This window comes from Flavobacterium movens (assembly GCF_039581425.1).
Lineage (GTDB): Bacteria > Bacteroidota > Bacteroidia > Flavobacteriales > Flavobacteriaceae > Flavobacterium > Flavobacterium luteolum.
In genome coordinates this window covers 22,471-46,574 of the sequence record NZ_JBCPXY010000005.1, presented here as the reverse complement: position 1 = coordinate 46,574, position 24,104 = coordinate 22,471, and the positions used below count along the sequence as shown (strand labels likewise).

The following is a 24,104-nucleotide window of genomic DNA, read 5'->3' as shown; positions in this document are numbered from 1 at the left end:
TCTAATTCTATTATCGTCTAAAATGACATTTTCACCGAGTAGATTCTTCATTCTACCGATCACAATTTTAATTGATATACTCCCGATATACTTTTGATCAAAATTAAAACCTTAAAAATCAAAATTATGTCATTATTTACACCTCTTCTTTGGATTTTGTTAATCGCTCCGCTTATTGTTATTGCGTATTTCAAATCGGAAAAAACAAACTTAAAGTATTTACTATTTTTCATTTTATATTTCCTTGCCGATGTGTTTTTACAGGCTTCAGGGAAACAATTAATAGATCTTGATTTGAAATTCAATTGGGCAGGAAAAGTTCTGAGTTTAATATTAGGATTGATTATAATCTTTTCGGTTTCAAAAGAAGAAAGAATCAAAATCGGATTTACTTCTAAAACCAATTCGCCAGCAAACTTGAAATTTGGATTACTGGTTTTCTTCGGATTTACTTTGGTTGATATTGTTTTTAAACTGATTTTATTTCCAAAAGGAAATGCCTTCGATCTGGAAACTTTCCTTTTTCAAGCCACAATGCCTGGATTAACAGAAGAAATTCTTTTTAGAGGAATCTCTTTATGGCTTTTAGACAAAGCTTTTGCGCCAAGATGGAACTATCGAGGCATCAAATTTGGCTGGGCGTTTGTTATTGTAACGGTTTTGTTTGGTGTTTCTCACGGAGCAGTTTTAGACCAAGATTTGCATTTGAAATTTGATATTATTACAATGGTCTACTTAACATTAATTTCTTCTTTGAGCGTTGGTATTTTAAGACAGTTTTCAGGAAATCTTATTTATTCTATCTTGGGTCATAACACGATTAATTTGATCAATGCGGTTATCAGAATTTTATAAAACCTGCCAAATTAAAGTTATATTTGAAACTGCTTTACAAATCTATTACATGCCAAATACCACATCAACTTCGGGATATTTTTTAGATAAAATTACTTCGCTGAATTTTGATCACTTTTTTACCAGAAGAAATCGAATTCTACTCCACGTTTTTATGTGGTTAGGTTTTTCCATTTTGCTTTTTTTGAGCTATGTAATTGGCTATAAATTAGTTTGTTTTGATGCTGTTTTGCTAACAATAAGAATGGCATTAGTAAATATGATTGTATTTTATATGCTGTTTTATTTACTATTGCCAAAGATATTCTCAGGAAGCAAAACCCGAATTATAATACTGTTGCTATTGGTTTTTCCAGTTTCAATATTTGTCTGGATGGCGTCAACGTATTTTATTTCGTTGTTTTATTATGCTTTAGGTTTTGAAATTACTTTTGGAGAACTGAAAGGCGTCATTAAAATGAGTGCAAATCAAACTTTTCTGGAAGCGGTTTCTCCAAAACGAATGCTTTCCCAAACTATAATTATTATTTCATTGCTTTCACCTTTTTGTTTTGCTAAAATATTGGTCGAAATCACGAAATTGTATAATAAGAAATTTCAAATTGAAAGAGAAAAAACAGCTTTGGAAATTCAGAATATTCAAATTGAAAAAGACTTTCTAAAAGCGCAGTTAAATCCGCATTTTTTATTTAATACCTTGAATAATCTTTACGGACTAACAGTTAGAAAAGACAATCTGGCTCCAGAATTAATCTTGAATCTTTCTGATATTATGAGCTATACGCTCTATGAATCGAATACCGAAATTGTCCGTTTGGAAAAAGAATTGGATTTTATCAAAAATTATGTCACTTTAGAAAAAATGCGTTATGCAGCTGATACTGATATTCAAGTTAACATTGCAGGGGAAAGAAATACAGCGGGATTTTTTATAGCACCGCTTTTGACCTTTACTTTTATAGAAAATGCATTTAAATATGGTTTAAAAACCAAGAACGCTTTTATAAAACTAGATATTAAGATTGAAAAGAGCGTATTTTGGTTTAGTTTAAAGAACGATTATGAAGAAATGGAACATGATATAGTCTTTGGCGGAATAGGGTTGGAAAACGCTCGTAAACGCTTAGAGTTGCTATATCCTGATAGGTATGAGTTAGAAATTGAAAAACTGGAAAGTTCGTTTAGAGTCGATTTAAAAATAGTTTTAAGGAAATAATGGAAAAATTAAAATGCATTGTCGTTGACGATGAGCCGATTGCAAGAGATATTATTGAATCGTTTATTGCTGAAATTCCGTTTTTGGAACTGAAGGATTCGTTTGCAGAAGCCTCTAAAGCATTATTATTTCTGCAGGAAAATGAAGTTGATATTGTTTTCAGCGACATCGAAATGCCTAAATTTAATGGCTTAGAATTGGCGCAGTCCCTTACCAATGCTCCGGTTATTATTTTTATTACAGCACACCGCAATTTTGCTCTCGAGGGATTTGAAACAGGTGCGGCAGATTATCTCTTAAAACCCGTTCGTTTTGATCGTTTTCTAAAAGCGGTAAATCGCGCTAAAGAATATCTTTTGTTGAAGAAAACAACTTCGGTGCATCAAATTAACTCCGATCGCATTTTTATCAAATCAGAAGGAAAATTGATTAAGATTCTTTTGAATGAAATTCTATATGTCGAAGCGCAAGGCGATTATCTGAAATTCGTCATCAATGGCGCATCATATACAACTTTAGGAACTTTAAAGTCTATGGAAGAAGTGCTGAAGCTTCCGATGTTTTTTCGCATTCAGCGTTCTTTTATTATAAATCTGGAAGCGGTGAGAAGTCTCAACGGAAATTTGGTTGAACTAACTGATGGGAAAACTATTTCGGCAGCTCTAAATAAGAAGGACGAATTGTATCAGTTATTGGGAATACGGTAAGTAGAAAATGCGATGATTAGAAGATTCGATAATTAGAAAATGCGAGTTTTTCATGTGTGAATTTTTGACTGAAAAACTATAAGATTTAAATTGAAAATTATGGATTGAAGAATGTTCTGGCAAAGATTTTTTTTATCTCTTTTTTAGAAATTGATAAATAGATTTTTAAAGTAAAACAATTGTTTTTTAAGTAGATTTTCTATTATAGAGGTTTTCTATTGTAATGGTTTAAATTGTTGGTTATTAGGTTTTAAATTGGTTTAATTAAACAATAAGTTTAACGCTTAAAAGTAATGAGTATTTTATGTGAGGAAGCTAGTTTTTGCTTCTTTTTCTAGTTTTTTAGAAGAAGAAAAAAAATAAAATACCTTTAAAAGACCAATTTATTTACTGATAGATCTGATCATTTTTTTATCTGAATTGATCATTTTTTTAAATTGATTCAGAAGAACAACAAGGTGTCTGTAAATTCAATTTTTATGCTATTAATTAGTTTTAGAAAACCGAACGAAGAGTTCTTAATTTTAACATTTTAACCCGCTTTTAACACAGATGCCATTTTAATATTGTCTATTTCGGTTCAGATTCGTACATTGTTGAAAATTATAAATCATGACTAAAAAAATAGAAGACTTAATTCCGCATCGTGCTCCATTTCTCTTTGTTGATGAAATTATCTCTTATACAACAGACACAATCATTGGTTTAAAGACATTTACAGATAAAGATGCTTGGCTCCAGGGCAGTTTTCCAGATTTTAATTTTGTTCCTGGAACTATTTTGATCGAAGCTATGGCGCAATGTGGTGGTGCAGGAATAAAGCTTTTAGGAATCGCAGATGGAGTTTTTGGCTTAGTTAGCTTAGATAAAGTGGAGTTTTTTGGAGGTGTTGAATTCAATAAACTCGTTAAATTTGTGGTAAAAAACATTCGTACAAGCGAAAAAATCATAAAACAGTCTGGTGAAGCCTTTGATGAGGATAAATTGATTATGAAAGGCGAATGGATGTGTGTGAAGCTTCAGTAGTGTGGGATAGAAGAGAGAGGTTAGAAGCAAGAGGCAAGATTATAGAAGCAAGAGGCAAGACTATAGAAGAAAGAAGCTAGATATAGAATATGCAGTGGATGTATCGAAAAGAGGTTTTTTTAAAGCTTCGGAGAAGCGAAATATTTATAGTTTAGAATAAAGTTTTAGAGTAAAAAGCTCCAGAGGAGCGACATATCTATTTATGAAATATGTCGCTCCTTCGGAGCTTTTTCTATTTATCTTACGGTAATTCTATAAATATTTCACCCCACTGGGGGTTTACATTTTTTTTACATTTTTGTTATGATGAATTCGCTTCGGCGATTGACTTGATGTTGCGCTTCTGTACATGGGACTCCGTTAGAACAATTATTGATTAGCTGGGTTTCGCCGTAGCCAATTGCGCTTTCTATTCGTTCGGGAGCAACTCCTTGAGAAATGAGATAATCTCTTGTGGCTTTTGCTCTTCGATCAGAGAGTTCGAGATTGTACTGGTCGTTGGCGCGGGAGTCGGTATGCGATTCGATTTTGATTACAATGGTGTTATACTGATGCATTAAGAGAACTACTTTATTTAGTTCTATAGCAGCATCATAACGTATATCTGATTTGTCTAAATCAAAGAAAATAATTCCGATTTTTATTTTCAGAACTCCATTTTCCCGTGCAATTAAAGCAGGATCTAAACCTACAAGAGCTTCTGTTTTTCCAGAACTGTTTGCGGTAACAATTGCCTTGTTATTTGCGTTATAATTTTCTTTTGAAACTTCAATGGTATAAGGCGTGTTGCAATTTACATTGTTATTAAAATCGTATTTTCCGTCAAGCTGAGAAACGGTTTCTGCCACTTTTATTCCGTTTGCATTTTTCAGCGTTACCATAGCACCTGCAATTCTGTTGTTTGAAATGGCATCATAAACATAACCGCTAATGGCTTGGTTGCATGATCTTTCAAAAGAGTAAATATCATCATCGCCTTTTCCTGTTTTTCTGTTAGAGCAGACAAAACCTTTGTTGGTGGCTTCGTTAACGATATATCCAAAATCATCTCTATTGCTGTTTAAAGGTGCACCGAGATTGGCTGGTGTGTCAAAAAAGCCATCGTTTAATCGGCTTTCGAATACGTCTAAGCCTCCTAAGCCTAAAAATCCGTCAGAAGAAAAATACAGCGCCTGATCGGTAATGTATGGAAACATTTCACGTCCTGTCGTATTTATTTTTTCGCCTAAATTTTTGGGTTCCGAGAATTGATTATTGCCCAAAATATCAACCACAAAAATATCGGTAGAACCAATTGTTCCAGGCATATCTGAAACGAAATACAGCTTTTTGCCATCTTTGCTTACAGAAGGATGTCCAACTGAATAATTATCGCTGTTAAAAGGGAGTTCTTTAATATCTTTCCAAGAAACTGTACCATTACTGTTCTCTGTTGCTGTAGCAGAAAAGATTTTTAGGTTGTTAATGCCTTTGCTGTCACGTTTCAGTTTTCCGTTATAATTATTTCGCGTAAAATAAATGGTCTTTTCATCTGGAGAAAAAGCGATGCAGGCTTCATGATATTTTGTACTGATATCTTTGCCGAAACGTTCTTTAAAAGTAACATTCGATTGCGTTTCGCTTATTTTTCCCAATTGCATATTCAGATAAGGCTGATCATTCCATCCGTATCTATCTGTTTTCCAATAAGAAGAATCGATTGTAGTGGAGTACACTAGATCGCCTTTGTAGAACATTGGACCAAAATCGGAATAAGCAGAATTAATTTCTAAGTTTTCAAGCAAAAAAGAGGGTTTTATATTTTCAATATCTTCGAGTGTGACATTCTTAAGCGAAAAATTCTTAGCTCTTGTCGCATCGATTGATTTTTCTTTTTCTGCAAAAGCCTTCATCCATTTTTTTGCCAAGTCATAGTTTTGAATTCCTTGCAGCGACTGTGCATAACGAAATAAATATTCGGCTGAAACTTCATTCGGATATTCAGCAATTAGCTTTCCATACCATTTTGAAGCACTAGACATTTTTGTATTGAAATAATAAGCGTCTCCAAGTCGCTGAAGCGTTTCTTTGGAAACATCTCCATTATTAATGGAAAGTTCATACGATTTTGCGGCTTCAACATAATACATCTTATCAAAAAGAGCATCGGCAGTTTTGTTTTTGGTTTGCGAATAAATTAGCTGTAAAACCAATAATGCGAGTATAGTAATTGTTCTTTTCATAGACTATCCGTATTAAAAGAATCTTGGTGATTTTAGTCCTTTTTTGCGTGAAACCAGTTCAAAACGAAGCATAATTTCGTGCGTGCCGCTATTGTAATTCTGCAATGCGGTTGTAGTGTAATCGTAAGCGTAACCTGCCATAATCATTGGCGTAATCTGTATTCCAACCAAACCGCTCACAGAATCAGATGTACGATAGGAAACACCTAGAGTTAGAGCATTGTTGAACATAAAATTGGCAGATATATCGGCAATCATTGGAGCACCAGATACATATTTTAGAAAAACAGCGGGTTTGAATTTGGTATGTGCTGAAAGGTCAAAAACATAACCACCGATAAGATAAACGTGTATTCTCTGATTGACCAAATCTTCGCTGATATCATCATAAGTATAACGTTCGCGGGTCATAAAATTCGGAATCGAAAGTCCGATATAATCTCTTTCTCCATGCCAATACAATCCAGCTCCAATAACAGGCAGGAATTTGTTTGTAATGTTTTCACGAAATTGCACATCTGGATCTTTGTAACTTCCTTTAGACCAATCGATATTGATGACACGTCCGCCTCCTTTTACTCCAAAAGAAAGTTTATGATTTTCTCCCGATTTAATGGTGTAAGAGAAATTGGCATCTAGATATTGCTCATCTGTTGGCCCAATTTCTTCGTTTACGATTGAAATTCCAAGCCCCACATTTTTCCCGACAGGAGTATCTAATGAAAAACTTTGTGTGTCTGGAGCACCTTCAATACCAACCCATTGAGTTCTGTAAATTCCTGTTATAGCTAAATGTCCCAGCGAACCGGCATAAGCCGAGTTTACGGTGAGTGTGTTGTACATATACTGCGTGTATTGCGGGTCTTGCTGTGCAAAGGCTCCATATACCGAGAATAGAGTTATTATCGCGAAAACCTTTTTTATATTTTTAATCATAGCCAATTTTATTTTGGTTAATCCTATTCTTAAATTTTCTTTTTTCTGGATGGTTTTATTTGAGGTAAACCCATCCAGAGGTTTTTTTAGATCCGTCTCCTAAATCAAGGATATAGAAATAGGTTCCTTCAGGAAGCGTTTTAGCAGAACCTTCCGCTTTTCCGTCCCAGGTATTTTTATAGCCTTTTTGGTAGTAAACCAGATTACCCCAGCGGTTAAAAATTTCCAGCTGATTATTTGGATATCTTTCAATACAGTCAATATAGAAGAAATCGTTTTGGCCGTCATCATTTGGTGAAAACTCATTATAAATTTTCAGACAGTTTGGTGAAACGGTAGCGCTATCCTGATTGTTTGCCGAATTGGTGTCTATCTGATCTAATTTAACCAAATGAGCATTATTCAAATAATCATTAAAATCAATAACCTTAACCGTTAGCGTTAATGTTTGGGTAGTTCCCTTATTGATCGTTGGAATGCTCCATATTCCTGTTTTAGAATCATAAGTTCCAGAAGTTGTCGCTGAGTTTACTAATGAATATCCTTTAGGCAGTGCATCTTGAACTTCTACATTTGTAGCGGTTAAATTGCCTAAATTCTCTGCTGTTATGGTAAAGACTACTTGGCTATCCATTGGAACATCTGTTTTATCTACTTCTTTATTGATGGCTATATCAGTAGAAGGGATGTTGATAGACTCAGAATCTTCATCATCTTCGCTCTGGTCTCCGTTATCATTGTTTGGAGTTGAATCTGGATCAAATTGATTGCTGGCTGTTACTTGAGCAATGTTAACATAATCCACACTTTCCAGTCCAAACGGATTGGCTACAGTTGCTTGGTAGGTTAATGTAATACCTCCCACAGGAACAGTTAGATTTACCCATTTTATAATATCCTTACTGAAGATACCTCCATTATTGATATTTGAGATATTCTTGAGTCCAAGCGGTATTAAGTCTTCAACAGCGACACCAGTAGCAACGCTCGGGCCTTCATTGTTAAGCTGTAAAGTGAATGTGACAACTTCGTTTACATTTGCATTTTGGTTGCTAGCTGTTTTCTCTAGACTTAAATCGGCAACGGCAATTTTGATCTGTAAGCTGTCATAATCGTCTTCTGTTGTGACCCCGTTATTTGGAGTCGAATCTGGATCGGGCAGATTACTGGCAATAACCTCGGTGATATTTGTATATTCGCCTGGTATTCCTGACGGCTTATTTACGGTTGTATAAATATCTAGCGACTGATCTGTTCCAGTAGGAATATTTCCGACATTCCAAATACCTGTAATGTAGTTGTACAAACCACTTGTAGGACTGCTGGTCTGATAGGTAAATCCAGGAGGCAGCAAATCTTTAACTCTTACGCCAGAAGCATCCGCTGGTCCATCATTGGTAACAGTAACAGTAAAAATAACTGTTGAACCAACATCATGAACTGCATCTTGGTTAAGTGCTGTTTTTTTAATAGATAAATCTGCCATTACAATTACTGGTGTGACAGAAATACTGTCATAGTCATCTTCAGTCGTAATTCCATTTCCTGGTGTACTGTCCGGATCATGCTGATCTGCAGTCATGATTTCGGCTGTATTTAAGTACTCATCAGGAGTGCCAGTCGGATTTTTTACAAAAACGTTTAAAACCAAAGTATGGCTATTTCCTGGCAGTATAATTCCAGGAGACCATTCACCAGTTGCAGGATTGTAAGCTCCCGAAGTCGAATTATAGAAAATATAATCGTATCCAGAAGGCAATACATCTTTTATGGTAACACCTGTAGAAATACTTGGTCCCGAGTTGGTTACTGTAATAGAGAATGAGATCTGCGATCCTACTGCAGGAGTAAGTATGTTGTTGATTACTTTTTTCTCTATCGAAAGATCGGCTACTGCTGGAACTGGCGTTAATAATACAGAACTCATATCATCTTCACCGCTGACATTATTATTTGGAGTAGAATCAGGATCCAATTCGTTAGAAGCATAAACTTCTGCAATGTTTTGGTAAACACCTGTAGTTTTTACTCTAGCCCCAATTAATAAAGATTCGGAACTACCATTTGGAATTGTTCCAACATCCCAGATTCCGGTTGAATTATGATATTGTCCAGCTGTCGAAGCGTATACAACATATTCGTAACCGCTTGGTAGCATATCTATTACTTTGACACCTGTTGCATTTTGTGGCCCACTGTTTTTTACTGTTATTTCAAAAGTAACGGTAGCACCAAATATAGGATTAAGATTACCGCCGACTATGGCTTTTGTCAATGATAAATCGGCCATAGGAACAACAGGAGTTGTTGCAACTTCAGCATAATCATCTTCTGTTGTGATTCCATTATTCGGAGTCGAATCTGGATCAGGAAGACTGCTGGCAGTAACTTCTGTAGTATTTAAATAATTACCTGTCGCGTTTACAGTAGCAGTTAATTGAAGTGTTTGCGCGTCTCCGCTCGCTAATGAACCAATAATCCATTTTCCATTTGTGTTGGTATAGGTTCCTTTTGTTGCTGTGAAACTACTAAAAGTATAACCAGAAGGAAGTAAATCGGTTACTTCTACGCCTGTTGCATTCTGCGGTCCTTGATTAGTTATGACTATTTCAAAAGTTACAGGTGTTCCAATTAATGGAGTGGCATTGTTAACTGTCTTAGTTAAAGATAAATCGGCTGTTTGTCCTAAAGGAGAAGTAGTTGCTGTACCGTAATCATTTTCGGTTGGAACGCCGTTGCCAGGAGTTGAATTAGGATCTGGTAGGTTACTAGCAGTTACTTCGGCAACGTTCACATAATTTCCTGTTGGATTTACAATAGCAGTTATACGTAATACGTGCGAATCTCCGTTTAAGAATGTGCCAATTGTCCATTTTCCAGTTGTGGAATTGTAAGTTCCTTTTGTAGCACTGTAATTGGCAAAAGTATATCCAGAAGGCAATAAATCGGTAACTTCAACTCCAGTCGTATTCTGAGGGCCATTATTAGTTGCAATTACTTCAAATATTACTGATGACCCTACTAATGGTACCGTATTATTAACTGTTTTAGTTAAAGATAAGTCTGCCGCTTGTGCGTTTGGAGTAACAGTCGCTGTTGCGTAATCGTCTTCTGTGGTAACTCCATTATTTGGCGTTGAGTCTAAATCAGGAGCATCTGCAGCAGTTATTTCTGCAATATTGAGATAATTCCCAGAAGTATTTACGGTAGCTGTAATTTGAAGTGTTTCTGATTTTCCGCTTATTAAATTACCAACATTCCAGATTCCTGTTGTAGGGTTGTAAGTTCCTGTTGATATATTGTAAGAATTGTAAGTGTATCCTGAAGGAAGTAGATCAGTTACTTCTACGCCTGTATTATTACGTGGACCATCATTTTTTACAACGACTTCAAAAACTACCTGAGAACCTACAAGCGGTGAAATAGCATTGACTGTTTTCGTTAATGATAAATCAGAAAATAGTCCTGATCTATCAGGAGTAACGATAGCTGTTGCATAATCATCTTCTGTCGTAACACCATTATTTGGAGTAGAATCTGGATCAGGAAGTGCCGCTGCTGTTATTTCTGCAATATTCTGGTAATCGCCTGTTTCTTTAACAAGCGCTATTACTTGAAGCGTTTCTGATTGGCCCATTGCTAAATTACCAACATTCCACAATCCGTTAGTTGTGTTGTATATTCCTGTTGAATTACTGAAACTGACAAGCGAGTACCCAGAAGGCAGTAAATCAGTTATTTGCACTCCATTGTTATCTTGTGGTCCATTATTGGTCACTACAATTTCAAAAGTTACAAGTGAATCTACTTCGGGAATAGTGTTATTTACTGTTTTGGTCAAAGACAAGTCAGAAGATTGAGATGTCGGGGTAGTTGTCACGGTCGCATAATCGTCTTCTGTAGTAACTCCATTATTTGGCGTTGAGTCTGGATCCTCAAAATCAGCGGCAGTTATTTCTGCAATATTGGTATAATTTCCAGTTGCATTTACGGTCGCTGTAATCTGTAAAGTTTCAGATTTTCCATTTATAATATTGCCAACGTTCCATAAACCTGTTGCAGGTGTATACGTTCCTGTAGAGATTGTATATCCAGTAAGTGTATAACCAGAAGGAAGCAAATCTGTAACTTGAACACCTTTATTATCATCTTTTCCGCTGTTGGTAATGATAACCTCAAAAGTAACTTGTGAGCCAACTAGTGGGGTTAAATTATTTACAGTTTTAGTTAATGATAAGTCAGAAACTGGCGGAGGAGGAGGTATTTCTGCTCTTGTTAGAACAGCTACACTTGCATAGTCATCTTCAGAAATTACTCCATTATTAGGAGTAGAATCTGGATCAGGAAGACCAGCTGTGGTTACTTCTGCGATGTTAACAAAATTTCCAATTGCATTTGCTATTGCTGCAATTTGCAATGTTTCTGATTGATTTTTTGGTAAGTTTCCAATATTCCATAAGCCTGTCGCAGGATCATAAGTTCCTCTTGAAACGGTATATCTGGTAAAGGTAAACGCTGCAGGGAGTAAATCGGTTACCTGGACCCCCGTATTGTCTTCTGGCCCGCTGTTAGTAACAATTATTTCAAATGTAATTTCTGTGTTAACAATCGGAGATGAATTACTAACCGTTTTGGTTAAAGACAAATCTGAAGAAAGTGCTGTTGGGGTAGTCGTTGCTGTTGCATAATCATCTTCTGTTGTAACCCCATTGTTTGGAGTAGAATCTGGGTCGGGCTGATTGCTTGCTGTAATTTCAGCATTATTGGTATAATTTCCTGTTGCATTTACTACTGCTGTGATTTGTAAAGTGTGAGTAGATCCAATTGCTACATTCCCAACTGTCCATAAACCTGTTAACGAATTATAGCTTCCAGCTGTTGCACTATAAGATGCGTAAGTATATCCAGAAGGCAGTAAATCGGTAACGGCAACAACATCTGCATCTTGAGGTCCAGCATTGCTTACCTGAAGACTGAATATTACCTGGGAACCAACAAGTGGAGCAGCATTATTTACGGTTTTAGTTAAAGATAAATCTGCCGATGCTAATACCGGAACTGTTATGGCTTCTGCATAATCATCTTCTGTCGTAACCCCATTGTTTGGAGTAGAATCTGGATCAGGCTGACTGCTTGCTGTAATTTCAGCAGTATTAGTATAATTTCCAGAAGCATTTACTGTAGCTGTGATTTGTAAAGTATAAGAATCTGAAATAGGCATGTTTCCAACTGTCCAAAGACCTGTTGTTGGATTATAACTTCCTGTCGTTGCGCTATACGACACATAGGTATATCCAGAAGGCAGTAAATCGGTAACAGCAACGCCATTAGCCTCTTGTGGTCCAGAATTAGTTATTTCTATACTGAAAGTTACCTGCGAACCAACAAGTGGAGCAGCATTATTTACGGTTTTGGTTAAAGATAAATCTGCCGATGTAGGAATAGGAGTTGTTATGGCTTCTGCATAATCATCTTCTGTTGTAACCCCATTGTTTGGAGTAGAGTCTGGATCTGGAAGATTAGCAGCTGTTACTTCAGCCTTATTAAGATAATCGCCACTCGGATTGACTCTTGCCACAATCTGAAGTGTTTCTGCATCACCCGTTACCAAATTACCCACATTCCATATTCCTGTAGCGGTGTCATAAGTTCCTGTTGAAACGGTAAATCCAGTGAAAGTATATCCAGACGGAAGCAGATCTGTAACTTGTATGCCAAGATTGTCTTGTGGACCATTATTGGTCACAACTACTTCAAAAGTAACTAGTGAACCAACTAATGGAGTTGCATTATTAACAGTTTTAGCTAAAGATAAATCTGAAGACTGCTGAATAGGAGTGGTCGTCGCTGTTCCATAATCGTCTTCTGTTGGCACTCCGTTATTTGGAGTTGAATCTGGATCTGGAGTATCGCTATTAGTAACCTCTGCAATATTTGTATAATCTCCTGTTGGATTCACTATTGCATTAATTTGTAAGGTTTCAGACTCACTGCTTTCTAATATGTCCAGAGTCCATAAACCAGTTGTACTGTCATAAGTTCCACTTGTTGCGTTGAAAGTAGCAAAAGTATACCCAGAAGGCAATAAATCGGTTACTTGGACTTGAGCGGCATCTTGTGGACCGCTGTTTGTAGTGATAATAGTAAATGTTACAAGAGAACCAACTAGAGGAGTAGCGTTACTTACCGTTTTAGTCAATGATAAATCTGCAGATGGAGGTATAGGAGTTACCACAACATTATCTTCGTCATCTTCACTCTGATCTCCATCATCATTATTAGGTGTACTATCAGGATCAGGAAGATTGCTGGCTGTAACTTGTGTTATGTTTTTGTAATCTCCTGAGGGCAATACTTTTGCATCTAGAATAAGAGATTCTGTAACACCAACATCGACTGTACCAACATTCCATATTCCAGTAGTGCTGTCGTATGGTCCTGCAGACGAACTATAATTTACGTATTGAAAGCCAGAAGGCAATAAATCTGTTACTTGCACTCCAGTTGCATTATTTGGACCGTCATTTTTTATTTTAAGTTCAAATGAAACTTGACTTCCAACCACAGGACTTGTATTACCCGTAACTACATTTTTGGTTAACGATAAGTCGGCAGAAGGCCCAATAAATGTAATTTGAGCATCATCTTGATCATCTTCAGAGGCGACATTATTATTTGGTACGCTATCTGGATCTGGCAAATCGCTTGTTATGACTTGAGCAATATTAAGGTAGTTTCCTAAAGGATTAACAAAAGCATTAAAAGTAAGATTGACATTGGAGTTTGCAGGCAATACTAGATTTCTCCATTCTAGTGTCGCCGTTGCAACTTGGTAGGTTCCACCAGCAGATACTGATCCAGGGATAAGCGTATATCCTACTGGAATAACATCTTTTACACCAACGCCAGTAGCATTTCCGGGACCTTTGTTTACTACGTTAATTGTAAAGCTAACTTGGTCTCCAGCCGCGGCAGAAGTTGGCGTTACTGTTTTAGTAAGTTCCAAATCAGCTTGTTTTAGCGAGACAGAAGCGGTTGATATATCATCTTCTGGCAATCCATTTCCTGGAGTACTATCGGGATCGAATTGATGTGCGGTCTGAATTTCTGCCGTATTAAAGTAATCACTCATTGATGTCACGACATTTACCTTTGCTGTAATTTGCAAGGCAAGAGAGTTTCCATTGTTTAGATTACCCACATTCCAAATTCCAGTGGTGTTATTGTATTTTCCACCTCCATTATCGCTCACATACGTAAAACCTGGAGGTAAATGGTCTGAAACTGTAATTCCAGTTGCATTATTAGGCCCGCTGTTGGTAACCCTAATAGTAAACACCACATTATCATTTATGCTAACGGTTGCTGGTGAAACTGTTTTTTGTAATGATAAATCGGCTACATCTAGCACTACTGTTGCACTATCCTGATCATCTTCTGAAGGGTTTTGGTTATTAGGCGTACTGTCTGGATCAAATTGGTCAGATGCGACAACTTCTGCAGTGTTCACGTAAGATCCTCCAGCAAGAATTCTAGCTTTAAAGGATAAATTTAATATACTTCCGCTAGGAATTGTGATACCGCTCCAAGTAATTGTATTGTCTCCAACATTGTATACTCCTCCCGAATTAACCGTTCCGGCAACAAGTGCAAAGCCCATTGGGATAAAATCTCGTATAGCGACATTAGTAGCCGTAGTAGATCCGCCTAACGAATTATTATTAAAAACATTTATATTGAAAGTGACAACGTCGCCAACACTTCCAGTTGCTGGTGATACTGTTTTGGTTAATTCAAGATCTGCAATTGAAAGAATGGTCAGAGTCATGGTATCTGATGAAACTGCACAATTACCATTGCTGACAGTCCATTGTAGTATATATATTCCCGGAACAGTTCCTGTAACAGCTGTAGTGGGAGAAGTAGCATCCATAAAACCTACAGTACTAGGTCCAGAAACCTGAGTCCATTCTCCAGTACCAACTGTTGGGGGAGTTGCATTCATGTTTACTGCTGTAAATTGAGGAACTCTTTGATTTGGACCTGCTTCTGCTGTGGATGGATTTGCATAAATTGTAACTTGAACAGTATCTTCAGAAATACATCCAGTTGTAGTTATTGTCCATTTAAATATGTAAGTTCCAGGGATTAAATTTAACATCAGCGAGTTTGGATTATTTGGAGCCGATATTGTTGCCGTATTAGGTCCAGAAACCTGACTCCATAGTCCGGTGCCAATAATTGGAGTATTAGCAGCCATAGTTGCTGTAGTAACATTACACATTTCTTGATCAGGGCCTGCATTGGCTATGGTTGGTGGATTATCGTTAAAAGTAATATTGACTGTGTCTGAGGTTGGCTGACATAACGAAGGATTGGTAAAAGGGCCATTTGTAACTGTCCATGTTAAGACATAAGTGCCTAAAACATTAATATTGGATAAGGTAGTTACTGGACTGTTTGGATTGTCAATAACAGCATTTCCTCCAGAAGGCTGAGAGGCAAATGTCCATGTTCCAATACCTACTGCTGGAGGTACGGCTGCCGTTTTATAAGTTGTTTGGCAAGCTACCGTATTGTCAGGGCCTGCGTTTGCGGCACTAGGAGGAGCGTTCATTACGATTCTCACAATATCAGATAATGTTCTGCAAGAAGGGCTTTCAAAAACCCATTCCAGAATATATAAACCAGGAACTGTTAGACCTGTTACTGTTGTAAGCGGAGCACTAGGCGTTGTTATTACGGCTACGCTCCCAGCAGGTTGAGATGCAAAACGCCATTCAAAAGTTTTAACATCAGGTGGCGGAACATTTCCTTGCAAAGTTGCAGTTCCGTTAACATCAGATATACACAAAGTTTGATCTGGACCAGCATTAGGCGGTATACTTGCTCCGCTAAATATTTCAACATTTACAGAATCAGAAGATCCTGGACATGTAGATCCACCTGGAAAAGTTGAAGCAGAAGTGGTATAGGTAAAAACATAACTAGTTCCTGGAACAACAGTTGCATTTGCAATATAACTGTTAGGTGGAGATTGGGATATATGAACAGCTGCTGGATTTCCTGATGTGCTGGTAAGTGTCCAGGTTCCAGTTGAATTTTTATTTCCCGTAAGCTGAATACTAGTAACATCACAATAAGTTTGATCAGGTCCTGCATCTGCGGCTGGAGTCACCACTACAACCATATCATCAAAAGTTCCTTGGCATAAGAAAATGCTTTTTGCAGTTATGGTCCATCTAAAAGTGTAAGTTCCCGCTACAAGCCCATTGATTACAGTATTTGGATTAGTAGGATCTACAATATTGGGCTGATTTGGCGCACCAGTTAGTACAGACCATTGTCCAGTTTCAAAAAAGCTGTCGTAAGTACTACCGGCCATGGTAACGCTGGTGTTGGCACAGATGTTTTGATCTGGTCCTGCAACAGCTTGGTGAGGCGGAATACCTATTGTTAAATTAACGTCGTCGAATGCCTGACCGCAGACAGAAGCATCTACTGTCCATCTAAAAATATAATAACCACTATAGATAAAAGTAAAAACAGCATTTGGATCATGAATATCACTTATGGTGTAATCTCCAACACCAGAAATTCTAGTCCAAGTTCCAACTGCTCCACTGCTGGCTGTAGCGGCCATTGTAATAGTAGATCCGCAGATTTCTTGATCAGGACCTGCATTTGCTGCAGGAGGAGTATTGGCAATTGTAACCGAAACACTGCTCTGATTTGGTGCGCATAGCCTTGTAAGAGGCTCTATCGACCAAGTAAACACATAAGTTCCATTTCCTGGAACGGTAACCAACGTATTAGGGTCGCTAGTATCTGCAATAACAACACCCGCTGAAGGTGTTACAGACCAAAGACCCACTTCTAGAAAACTAGGATTATTACCACTAAGATTAAAAGAAGTTGTTCCAGAAGGGTAACAAGCATCAGGACCAGCATCTGATGTTGAAGCTGCTGTCGAATTATTAGTGCTAATTGTAACAGTATCGGACGCAGATGAACTACAAGATGGGCCAGGATGAAGATAAGAAACCGTCCATTGCAATTCGTATTGCGATACATTTGTTGTAAAACCTGTTGCTATCGCATTTGGGTCATTAACATTGGAAAACGAAATTGTAGTTGGTCCCGAGATTTGACTCCATGTGCCAATTTCACCCGGCTGTACTGCTACAGCTCCAAGAAGTACTTGAGAATTGGCACAGACAATCTGATCGGGTCCCGCATCTGGAGTTCCTAAATTAGTATCAGATACATAAATAGTTACTGTCGAAACTGAAAAACCACAGGTTGCACCGCCTCCTTTGGTTATATATTGAAAAACATAAGTTCCAGGAATAAGCCCTGTAACTTGCGTGTCTATAGCAAAATTATCTGCAATTACTGCCTGATTTGGTCCGCTAAGCTGACTCCAAAAATGCATGCCATCTCCAGTTACAACTCCAGAAAGCATAGTGCTTGTATCACCGCAAGGCAAGCTTACATCAGATCCTGCATTAGATGGAGTAGGATCACCAGAAACAAGAATGTTTAGAGTGTCAAAACCATAATCGCAGCCAGCAAGAATTGATCCGTTTTGGCTTCTGATAAATTCAACGGTATATTCTCCTGGTGTAGTAAGGGTTAAAGTCAAAGAATTACCCGCATCTTGCAATGCAGTAGGAAAGGGGCCAAGAGGAGAGCCATCTGGTCCTGTTACAATTCGATACTGATTTACTCCAGTTCCTGTAACGGTAAGAGGTATTGTAAACACAGTTGCATTACAGCTTCCAACCATATCATCGCCATTATTGGCAACAATGGTTCTTGTTGCGCCGTTATACTGTACATGGTAATCTTTAGTAAAAACACAACCTGTGTTGTTATTGGTAAGCGTATATCTAAACGTATATGGATCACCAGCATCAGATATATTTGTAACTAATGTAGTAGGGTTTGTTGGAGAAACAATTACTGCACCAGAATCTCCAGCTATTTGTGTCCATCGAACAGTTTCTCCAGCGTATAAAGGAGTTTGTGCTACTAAAGTTACTTGATTAATAGTATTGTCGCAAAAGAAAATATTTTCATCGCCACCAGGAAGAGTCGTAACATCTTGTGTAGCGGCAGGAACATTAATTACAACTGTATCATTACCAGAAGCACAAGGCCCGGTTACAGTCCATCGAAAAGTGTAAGTTCCTTGAACAAGATTTGAAACTCCTGTATTATTAGCGCTAGGATTGGCAATTGTTGGCGTATTTGGACCACTTACAAAAGTCCACTGACCATTTTGGCCGTTAAGGCCACAACCGCCATAAGTTGCATCAAGATTGGTGCTTTGTGTGGTAGTATAACAATTACTGAGCGTTTGATCTGGCCCTGCTGAAACTGGTTTAACACCTCCATAATTGGTTACAGTTATCTGAGAAGTAGTTCTACAGCGCTGACCTGGAGCGTATTCAGGACCTTCAATAACCCATTGAAGCGTCGTAACACCGCAGCTTGTAGAAGGCAAAGTTATCGTTGAGGTTGGCAGATCTGGAAAATTAATTACTACGCCAGCATTGTTAGCTCCAACGATTTCCCAGCGACCAGTTTCTCCTGTATTTTGAGGGGCATTTGCTGTAATAGATAAATTTCCAGAACTATTTGGACAGCTTGCTATGTTGCCTCCTGCAATTGCGGTAGTAATAGGCTTAACATTTACAACTTTATCCTGATAAGCTGTAATTCCATCGCCGCAGGTCGCGCTATATCTAAAAATATAGGTGTTTCCACCGGTATATCCAGAAACGGTTGTGCTTGAACTTGTTGGTGAATTAATAGTTACTGCTGGACCAGAGATTTGAGTCCATTTGACAGTGCCAATAATTGGACTCGGATTATTTCCAGTTAAAACCATTGCGTCGGTTGCGCAAATGGTTGTATTTAATACTCCGGCGTTTACAGTACAGTTTTGTGCATTTGATTGAAAAGCAGTAAGAAAAATTATCAATGCAGCAAAAACTAGTTTTTTTGATAAAGTGCAAGTTCTCCAAGAAAAATAAAATTGTGCCATAAGCAATCAGGAATGAAAAGGCAGCACAGCAAATTTATAACTACCTTAAATTAATAAATTGATTTTGAGCATTAATCGTAGTTAAGATTTAGAATATATTTTGGGGTTACTTCAAATTTAAAGAAAGATAGTTGTGAAATTTTTTTTTGTATGTTGCAGATTATAAAATGAAACATAAAAAACATATTTTGAAACAATAAAACGCTTTATAATAGCGTCAGTAAGCGTTTACTATAAAAGTGGACTTAGTCTTATTTTTACAAAAAAGTTTAAGCAGTGTGAAATATTTTAATCAAATTTAGTTTTCAAACCGTCAAAAAAGACTTAGTAGAGAGATATAGAATGTTAATTATGATATAAATAAGAAAGGGCTGCCTTTTTAAGACAGCCCTTCGTTATAATCTTTCTGAAAATTAAAAAGCTTCGCCAATTCTAAAATAAACTCCCCAATCTCCTTTACCAACCGCACCGTCTAGACCAACATTGAATTTTGATTTTTTGAATGGATTGTATCGGTATCCAACACCGCCACCAGGGTACATTTTCCAATCAAAGCTTGGAGTGTCAGAACCATAAATTGTTGCAATACCAAAAAAGCCAACCAATCCCATTTTCTGTCCAAAGTTGTATCGGTATTCGCCTTGAATATCCATTAATCCAGCCCCTCTATATTTTCCTTCAGAATATCCGCGAATATCTGTTCCTCCAATTGTGCTTTGCTGTTCAAAAGCGACATTTCCAAGTCCGAATTTGCCAAAAGCACGAACTGCAATGACATCTTTATTATCTCTAGTTGGAATATATCTATTGGCTTGAAAGGATATTCTGTTAGATGCCAGATCATTATCTAAAAAATCGGGATAAGTAGACCAGTCCAATTTAATTTTGTATCCTGTTGTAGGGTAATAAACGGCATCTCTTGTATCATATAATAAGTTTACAACTAAAGCATTGCTATGTGAAACCGACGATGGAGAAATATTATCTTCATATACTGTGTTGTAATGGGAATATGTATACGATAGTCCTCCATAAAATTTACCAACAATTTTTCTTTGTCCACCGATGCCTAAAATAGTTGTTTTGGTTCCATAATCATAAAAATCGGGCTGATCTACATCATCAACATAAAATTGCGAATTCTGATTTCCTGTAAAAAAGAAAAGTTTGAATCGCCATTTGTCTTCTTTCAAATACCATCTATTAAAGAAAGCCAAAACATAAGATTTGTTAGTAGTATAAATGGCCGACATTCCAGACAATGATTTAGGAGAAATAGTATCGGCATGATTAACTTTATACATCGCCATTGGAATAACACCAAACATAAAATCAAGATTTCTGTTATAACTCAAATATGGCATTACCCTTAATTCAATTTTCTTTTCTTTAGGTTTTTCAGTAACAGAATCTTTAATTTTTTGACCGAAACAAGAAGATATAAAAGCTGTAAAAAAGAATAGGAGTAGAAGATGCCTCATTGTATAAATTTGTTTGGTGAAACTTATATTGGCGTATAATTACTTAAAATTACGCTTTTCCGATACTTGTAAATTTAAACAAAAAATGTAAGTGTTTGAAATAAAAATAATTAAGTTTTATTCTATCGGTTAAATATTGCAAGTAATCTTTCTAAAGCATTTTTTGAATGAAGCTCTTCACTGTTGTTTAAAGTATCGGCTAACGCCTTTGATGCTCTTTCCAGCATACGATTTTCAAAATAAGAAATAGCAGTTCTCCTGTCAGAAAAAAGATTGTTCGTTAAGCAATCTGCCAATTCAAAAGCATCAAGCATAGCTAGATTGGCGCCTTTTCCTGCAAAAGGAGGCATTCTATGAGCTGCATCGCCAATAATAGTTAGGTTTTCTTGTGTTTTCCAAGATTGATTAAACGGAAAATAATACTGCGGACGCGGAATAAAATACAACTCTTTACTCATAAATAGCTCGTGCCATTCAGAACTCCAATCTTTGTAAACTTCTTTAAACCATTCAAAAATCCGCAGATTGTCATTAAAATCCAAACCATTTTCGACGATCCAGTTTTCAGGAATTTTGCTGCTGAGTAAAAACATCAGCGAACCATCTCCTTTTGTGCCGTACATAATGGTTTGTTCATTTCCCATGGCAAGAACTTTTCCGCCTTTCGAAAACTTAAAAAGTTTTGGAGCATTTTCTTCGGCGTTATAAATAGTGCCTTCAATCATCGTGATTCCAGAATAAATGGGCTTTTCTGTACTTATATAAGGACGCACTTTAGAATTTGCACCATCTGCGGCAATAACCAGATCGGCATAAACACCTGTTCCGTTTTTGAAATACAATCTCCAGCCTTCATTTTCTTTTTCCATTGAAATAAATTGACTGTCCCAAACAATGGTTTCTGGCAGGAGAGAATTCAATAAAATATTGCGAAGAACCGAACGGTCTATTTCTGGACGCGGTTTTGAAATGTCCTGAAGTGAATCTTGATTGTTTTTTGAATTTGTTTGAGAAACGTTTTTCTGAATAGCATGTTCGTCAAATTTTAATTCGAAATTCTGATTCACAATTCGAGCTTTGCTGGCGCTAGGGCGAATGTTTTTATAAAATTCGTCCAATAAATCGGCATGTTTCATGGCTATCAAACCCGAATCTTCATGCAAATCTAGAGGAGAACCTTGAACACGTACTTCTGAGTTGAGGTCTCTTTCGTAGACTTTCACATTAATATTTTGCAATTGTAAAAGACGAGCTAATAGTAAACCGCCCATTCCGCCGCCAATAATAGCGACTTTCTTATCTTTAAGTAACATAGTTTTGTATTTAAAATCTATGTTGCAAAATTATTGTGATGAAAGAGCCGATAATAGTATAAATCGGTCGTTTTTGTTTTGAAAAAGTTCTTTTGGAAGCGAGCCCGATATTTTTTTGATTTCTTTAATGAAATGTGTTTGGTCAGAAAAATTCTCTTCAGGAAACAATTTCCCTTTTGCAATATGCTCCAATGAAGCGCGAAAACGAAGAATCGAACAATATCCTTTTAATGAAATTCCGAAATACTGATTGAAATACCTGTTAATCTGACGACTGCTCCAGCTAGATTGTTCAGATAACTCTTTTATAGTCATTGCTCCATGAGTTTCATAAATAAGGTGAAATAGCTTTTGCTTTCGGGGATCAACTTCCTTTATTAATAAGGAGTTGATTTTTGAAGTTGCTTTTTCGCAGAACAATTCAAAATTTTCCAGATCACTTTCTTCGAAATCCCAAAAGCCAGATTCGAATATTTTTCCTGAATTTAAAAGATCAGCAATGCTTTCATGAAAAATATATTCAGCAGCAAGAAGTTTAAAACTAATCACAAACGTCAAACTGTTAGCTGGAATTATTCCTTTTTCATACTGTTGTGTTCCTAAACCCAGAAGTCTAATTTGAAAAGGGTTTTCAGCTGTTTTTATAAGCGATAAATCAATTCGACCGTCAGGAAGACCAATTGTTTCCAGTTTTTCATCCGATTTATTTTCCATGCACCAAAAACTATCCACAAAATCTGAAAGGTTTTTGTTGGGTTTAATGTATTGATAAGATAAATCTTGATGCATTTTATCAAATTTTAAAGTGAAATTAAACAAAATGTACTTTATTTCTATTAAAAGAGCCACTTATAGAAAGCTTACAAGAGACTTTCGAATTCAATAAAAAGTGTGATAAAAAACTTGACATTGGGTAAGTTGTTGTTTTTTAGTGTATTAGATGTGGTTTTTTCTTGCAATGAAAAACTTAACATTGGCGAATGTCTTTTTCAATCTATCTTTGTTTATTATTTTTTGATGTTAATTTAATGATTTAATAACATTAAAAATTAGTTTAATTAAAAATAAATTTAATCAATTTCTTAAAATTAACAGAATAATGGCAAAAGAAATACTTGTTGATGAAATCAATCAGGAGGCAGAAGCTGTTTCGGTTATTTCAAATGATGAAATCGAACAAAAAGAGGCTCCAGTTTTAGAATCTGCTGAAACTCCAGAAGCAAAACCAAAACCTAAAAGAGCTCCAAAAAAAGTAGCCGAAAAAGAGGATAATGCAGTAGAGGAAACAGTGCAAGAATCAACACAAATAGAAGAAATTTCATCTGAGGCTGAAGAAGAAACATCTGAAGAAAACGAAAATCAGCCAAAATCTAAAAAGAGTAAAAAAATGAAAGAAAAAGAAAAGGAAAAAGAGAAAAAAGAGAAAAAGAAAAAAGCTGTTGCTAGGAAAAAAGAAAAAGCAAAAGACAAAAAGAAAGAGAAAGCTAAAAAAGCAAAACTAAAAGCTAAAGCTAAAAAGAAAGCAAAAGCTAAAAAAGCTAAGGAAAAAGCAAAAGCAAAAAAGATCGCTAAAAACAAAGCAAAAAGATCTAAAGCTAAAAAGAACAAGAAAAAATAATTGTGAATGGTGAATGGTTGAATTGTGAATTTTCCAAAGCAATCATAATAATAAAATTATTTAGCCACAGATTATAAGATTAACACAGATTTTAAATAATCATTTTAATCTTGTAATCTGTGGCTATTTTTATTTAAGTTTTGCGTTTCACAATTCACCATTCACCATTCACCATTCACATTTCACATCTCACCATCATTCAGTTTTTGCTTTTTTTTTCTGCATGGCAAGTTTATCTATTTTCTGAAGAAATTCGGGGTCAAATTCGGAGTAAGCTCTTAATCGGTATTTCTCATCTCTAATTTTCATTACCAGACGTATTTTCTGAACCATCAGCCAGATCGGCTCGTATCTTTTATGGCCAAGCAAATATTGAATTTTAAGAATCGATATTTTTCTATGCGAAAGCGTCATCAATTCAATGCAGATCATCCAATAACGAATAGGAAGATTAGAGTTTTCCATTACAGTTCCAGATCGAAGACTAGTTCGGCTGCCACATTTTCGACACTGAAATTTTAAATCATTTTGTCTGAAAGAATGTACGTCGTGCCCGCATTTTCTGCACAAAAGTCCGTTTTCTAAACGTTTGTTTTTGAGCTCTTCAATGCAGGTTGCTTCATCAGAATATTTTTCGAAATAAGCGCGTAATTCCATTTATACAGTTCCTTGTTAACA

General features: G+C 36.4%; 11 protein-coding genes and 1 pseudogene. 5 read left to right on the top strand and 7 right to left on the bottom strand.

From position 1 onward, the window contains the following. The first annotated feature begins 126 nt into the window (after positions 1-126). The 4 genes from AAYQ05_RS10525 (at position 127) to AAYQ05_RS10510 (ending at position 3,804) form a co-directional block, all read left to right on the top strand. Entirely contained in the window at positions 127-855 is a 729-nt protein-coding gene (locus tag AAYQ05_RS10525) for a CPBP family intramembrane glutamic endopeptidase (protein ID WP_343543187.1), read from the top strand. A 49-nt stretch (positions 856-904) separates the two neighbouring features. Next, complete coding sequence (locus AAYQ05_RS10520; RefSeq protein ID WP_343543186.1) at positions 905-2,071, top strand: sensor histidine kinase; 1,167 nt, start codon at positions 905-907, stop codon at positions 2,069-2,071. Further along, complete coding sequence (locus AAYQ05_RS10515) at positions 2,071-2,778, top strand: LytR/AlgR family response regulator transcription factor (RefSeq protein ID WP_343543185.1); 708 nt, start codon at positions 2,071-2,073, stop codon at positions 2,776-2,778. Before AAYQ05_RS10520 ends, AAYQ05_RS10515 begins: the two co-directional genes overlap by 1 nt. Positions 2,779-3,390: 612 nt before the next feature. Further along, entirely contained in the window at positions 3,391-3,804 is a 414-nt protein-coding gene (locus AAYQ05_RS10510; protein ID WP_177209863.1) for a 3-hydroxyacyl-ACP dehydratase FabZ family protein, read from the top strand. 290 nt (positions 3,805-4,094) lie between these two features. On the opposite strand, the gene AAYQ05_RS10505 is transcribed toward AAYQ05_RS10510, so the two are convergent. From AAYQ05_RS10505 to AAYQ05_RS10480, 6 genes are all read right to left on the bottom strand, one after another. Continuing rightward, positions 4,095-6,026, bottom strand: coding sequence for an OmpA family protein (locus AAYQ05_RS10505; protein ID WP_343543182.1), 1,932 nt, complete (start codon positions 6,024-6,026; stop codon positions 4,095-4,097). A 12-nt stretch (positions 6,027-6,038) separates the two neighbouring features. Further along, positions 6,039-6,962 (bottom strand): PorP/SprF family type IX secretion system membrane protein, encoded by a 924-nt coding sequence (locus AAYQ05_RS10500; RefSeq protein WP_343543180.1) that lies wholly within the window; start codon positions 6,960-6,962, stop codon positions 6,039-6,041. A 55-nt stretch (positions 6,963-7,017) separates the two neighbouring features. After that, positions 7,018-19,014, bottom strand: a complete 11,997-nt coding sequence (locus AAYQ05_RS10495) for a PKD domain-containing protein (RefSeq protein WP_343543178.1) — start codon at positions 19,012-19,014, stop codon at positions 7,018-7,020. 413 nt (positions 19,015-19,427) lie between these two features. After that, positions 19,428-20,495, bottom strand: coding sequence for a BamA/TamA family outer membrane protein (locus AAYQ05_RS10490; protein ID WP_343543176.1), 1,068 nt, complete (start codon positions 20,493-20,495; stop codon positions 19,428-19,430). A gap of 122 nt (positions 20,496-20,617) precedes the next feature. Beyond that, a complete protein-coding gene (locus AAYQ05_RS10485) occupies positions 20,618-21,808 on the bottom strand; it encodes an FAD-dependent oxidoreductase (protein ID WP_343543175.1) in 1,191 nt (396 codons plus the stop codon). Positions 21,809-21,838: 30 nt separating this feature from the next. Next, positions 21,839-22,597: an AraC family transcriptional regulator gene (locus tag AAYQ05_RS10480; RefSeq protein WP_343543173.1), complete on the bottom strand. Its 759-nt coding sequence runs from the start codon at positions 22,595-22,597 to the stop codon at positions 21,839-21,841. Between the two features lie 310 nt (positions 22,598-22,907). Between AAYQ05_RS10480 and AAYQ05_RS10475 the strand changes: the two genes are divergently transcribed. Further along, positions 22,908-23,426 carry a hypothetical protein gene (locus AAYQ05_RS10475; protein ID WP_343543171.1) on the top strand — a complete coding sequence of 173 codons (519 nt, stop codon included), beginning with the start codon at positions 22,908-22,910 and terminating at the stop codon, positions 23,424-23,426. A gap of 210 nt (positions 23,427-23,636) precedes the next feature. Here AAYQ05_RS10475 and AAYQ05_RS10470 read toward each other — a convergent pair. Further along, a pseudogene (locus tag AAYQ05_RS10470) lies at positions 23,637-24,083 on the bottom strand (transposase); the annotation flags it as partial. Between the last annotated feature and the right edge of the window lie 21 nt (positions 24,084-24,104).

Coding starts and splice junctions, on each gene's coding strand:
- AAYQ05_RS10490 (WP_343543176.1), bottom strand. CDS start 20,495: ATGAGGCATCTTCTACTCCTATTCTTTTTTACAGCTTTTATATCTTCT.
- AAYQ05_RS10515 (WP_343543185.1), top strand. CDS start 2,071: ATGGAAAAATTAAAATGCATTGTCGTTGACGATGAGCCGATTGCAAGA.
- AAYQ05_RS10520 (WP_343543186.1), top strand. CDS start 905: ATGCCAAATACCACATCAACTTCGGGATATTTTTTAGATAAAATTACT.
- AAYQ05_RS10475 (WP_343543171.1), top strand. CDS start 22,908: ATGGCAAAAGAAATACTTGTTGATGAAATCAATCAGGAGGCAGAAGCT.
- AAYQ05_RS10525 (WP_343543187.1), top strand. CDS start 127: ATGTCATTATTTACACCTCTTCTTTGGATTTTGTTAATCGCTCCGCTT.
- AAYQ05_RS10485 (WP_343543175.1), bottom strand. CDS start 21,808: ATGTTACTTAAAGATAAGAAAGTCGCTATTATTGGCGGCGGAATGGGC.
- AAYQ05_RS10495 (WP_343543178.1), bottom strand. CDS start 19,014: ATGGCACAATTTTATTTTTCTTGGAGAACTTGCACTTTATCAAAAAAA.
- AAYQ05_RS10500 (WP_343543180.1), bottom strand. CDS start 6,962: ATGATTAAAAATATAAAAAAGGTTTTCGCGATAATAACTCTATTCTCG.
- AAYQ05_RS10480 (WP_343543173.1), bottom strand. CDS start 22,597: ATGCATCAAGATTTATCTTATCAATACATTAAACCCAACAAAAACCTT.
- AAYQ05_RS10505 (WP_343543182.1), bottom strand. CDS start 6,026: ATGAAAAGAACAATTACTATACTCGCATTATTGGTTTTACAGCTAATT.
- AAYQ05_RS10510 (WP_177209863.1), top strand. CDS start 3,391: ATGACTAAAAAAATAGAAGACTTAATTCCGCATCGTGCTCCATTTCTC.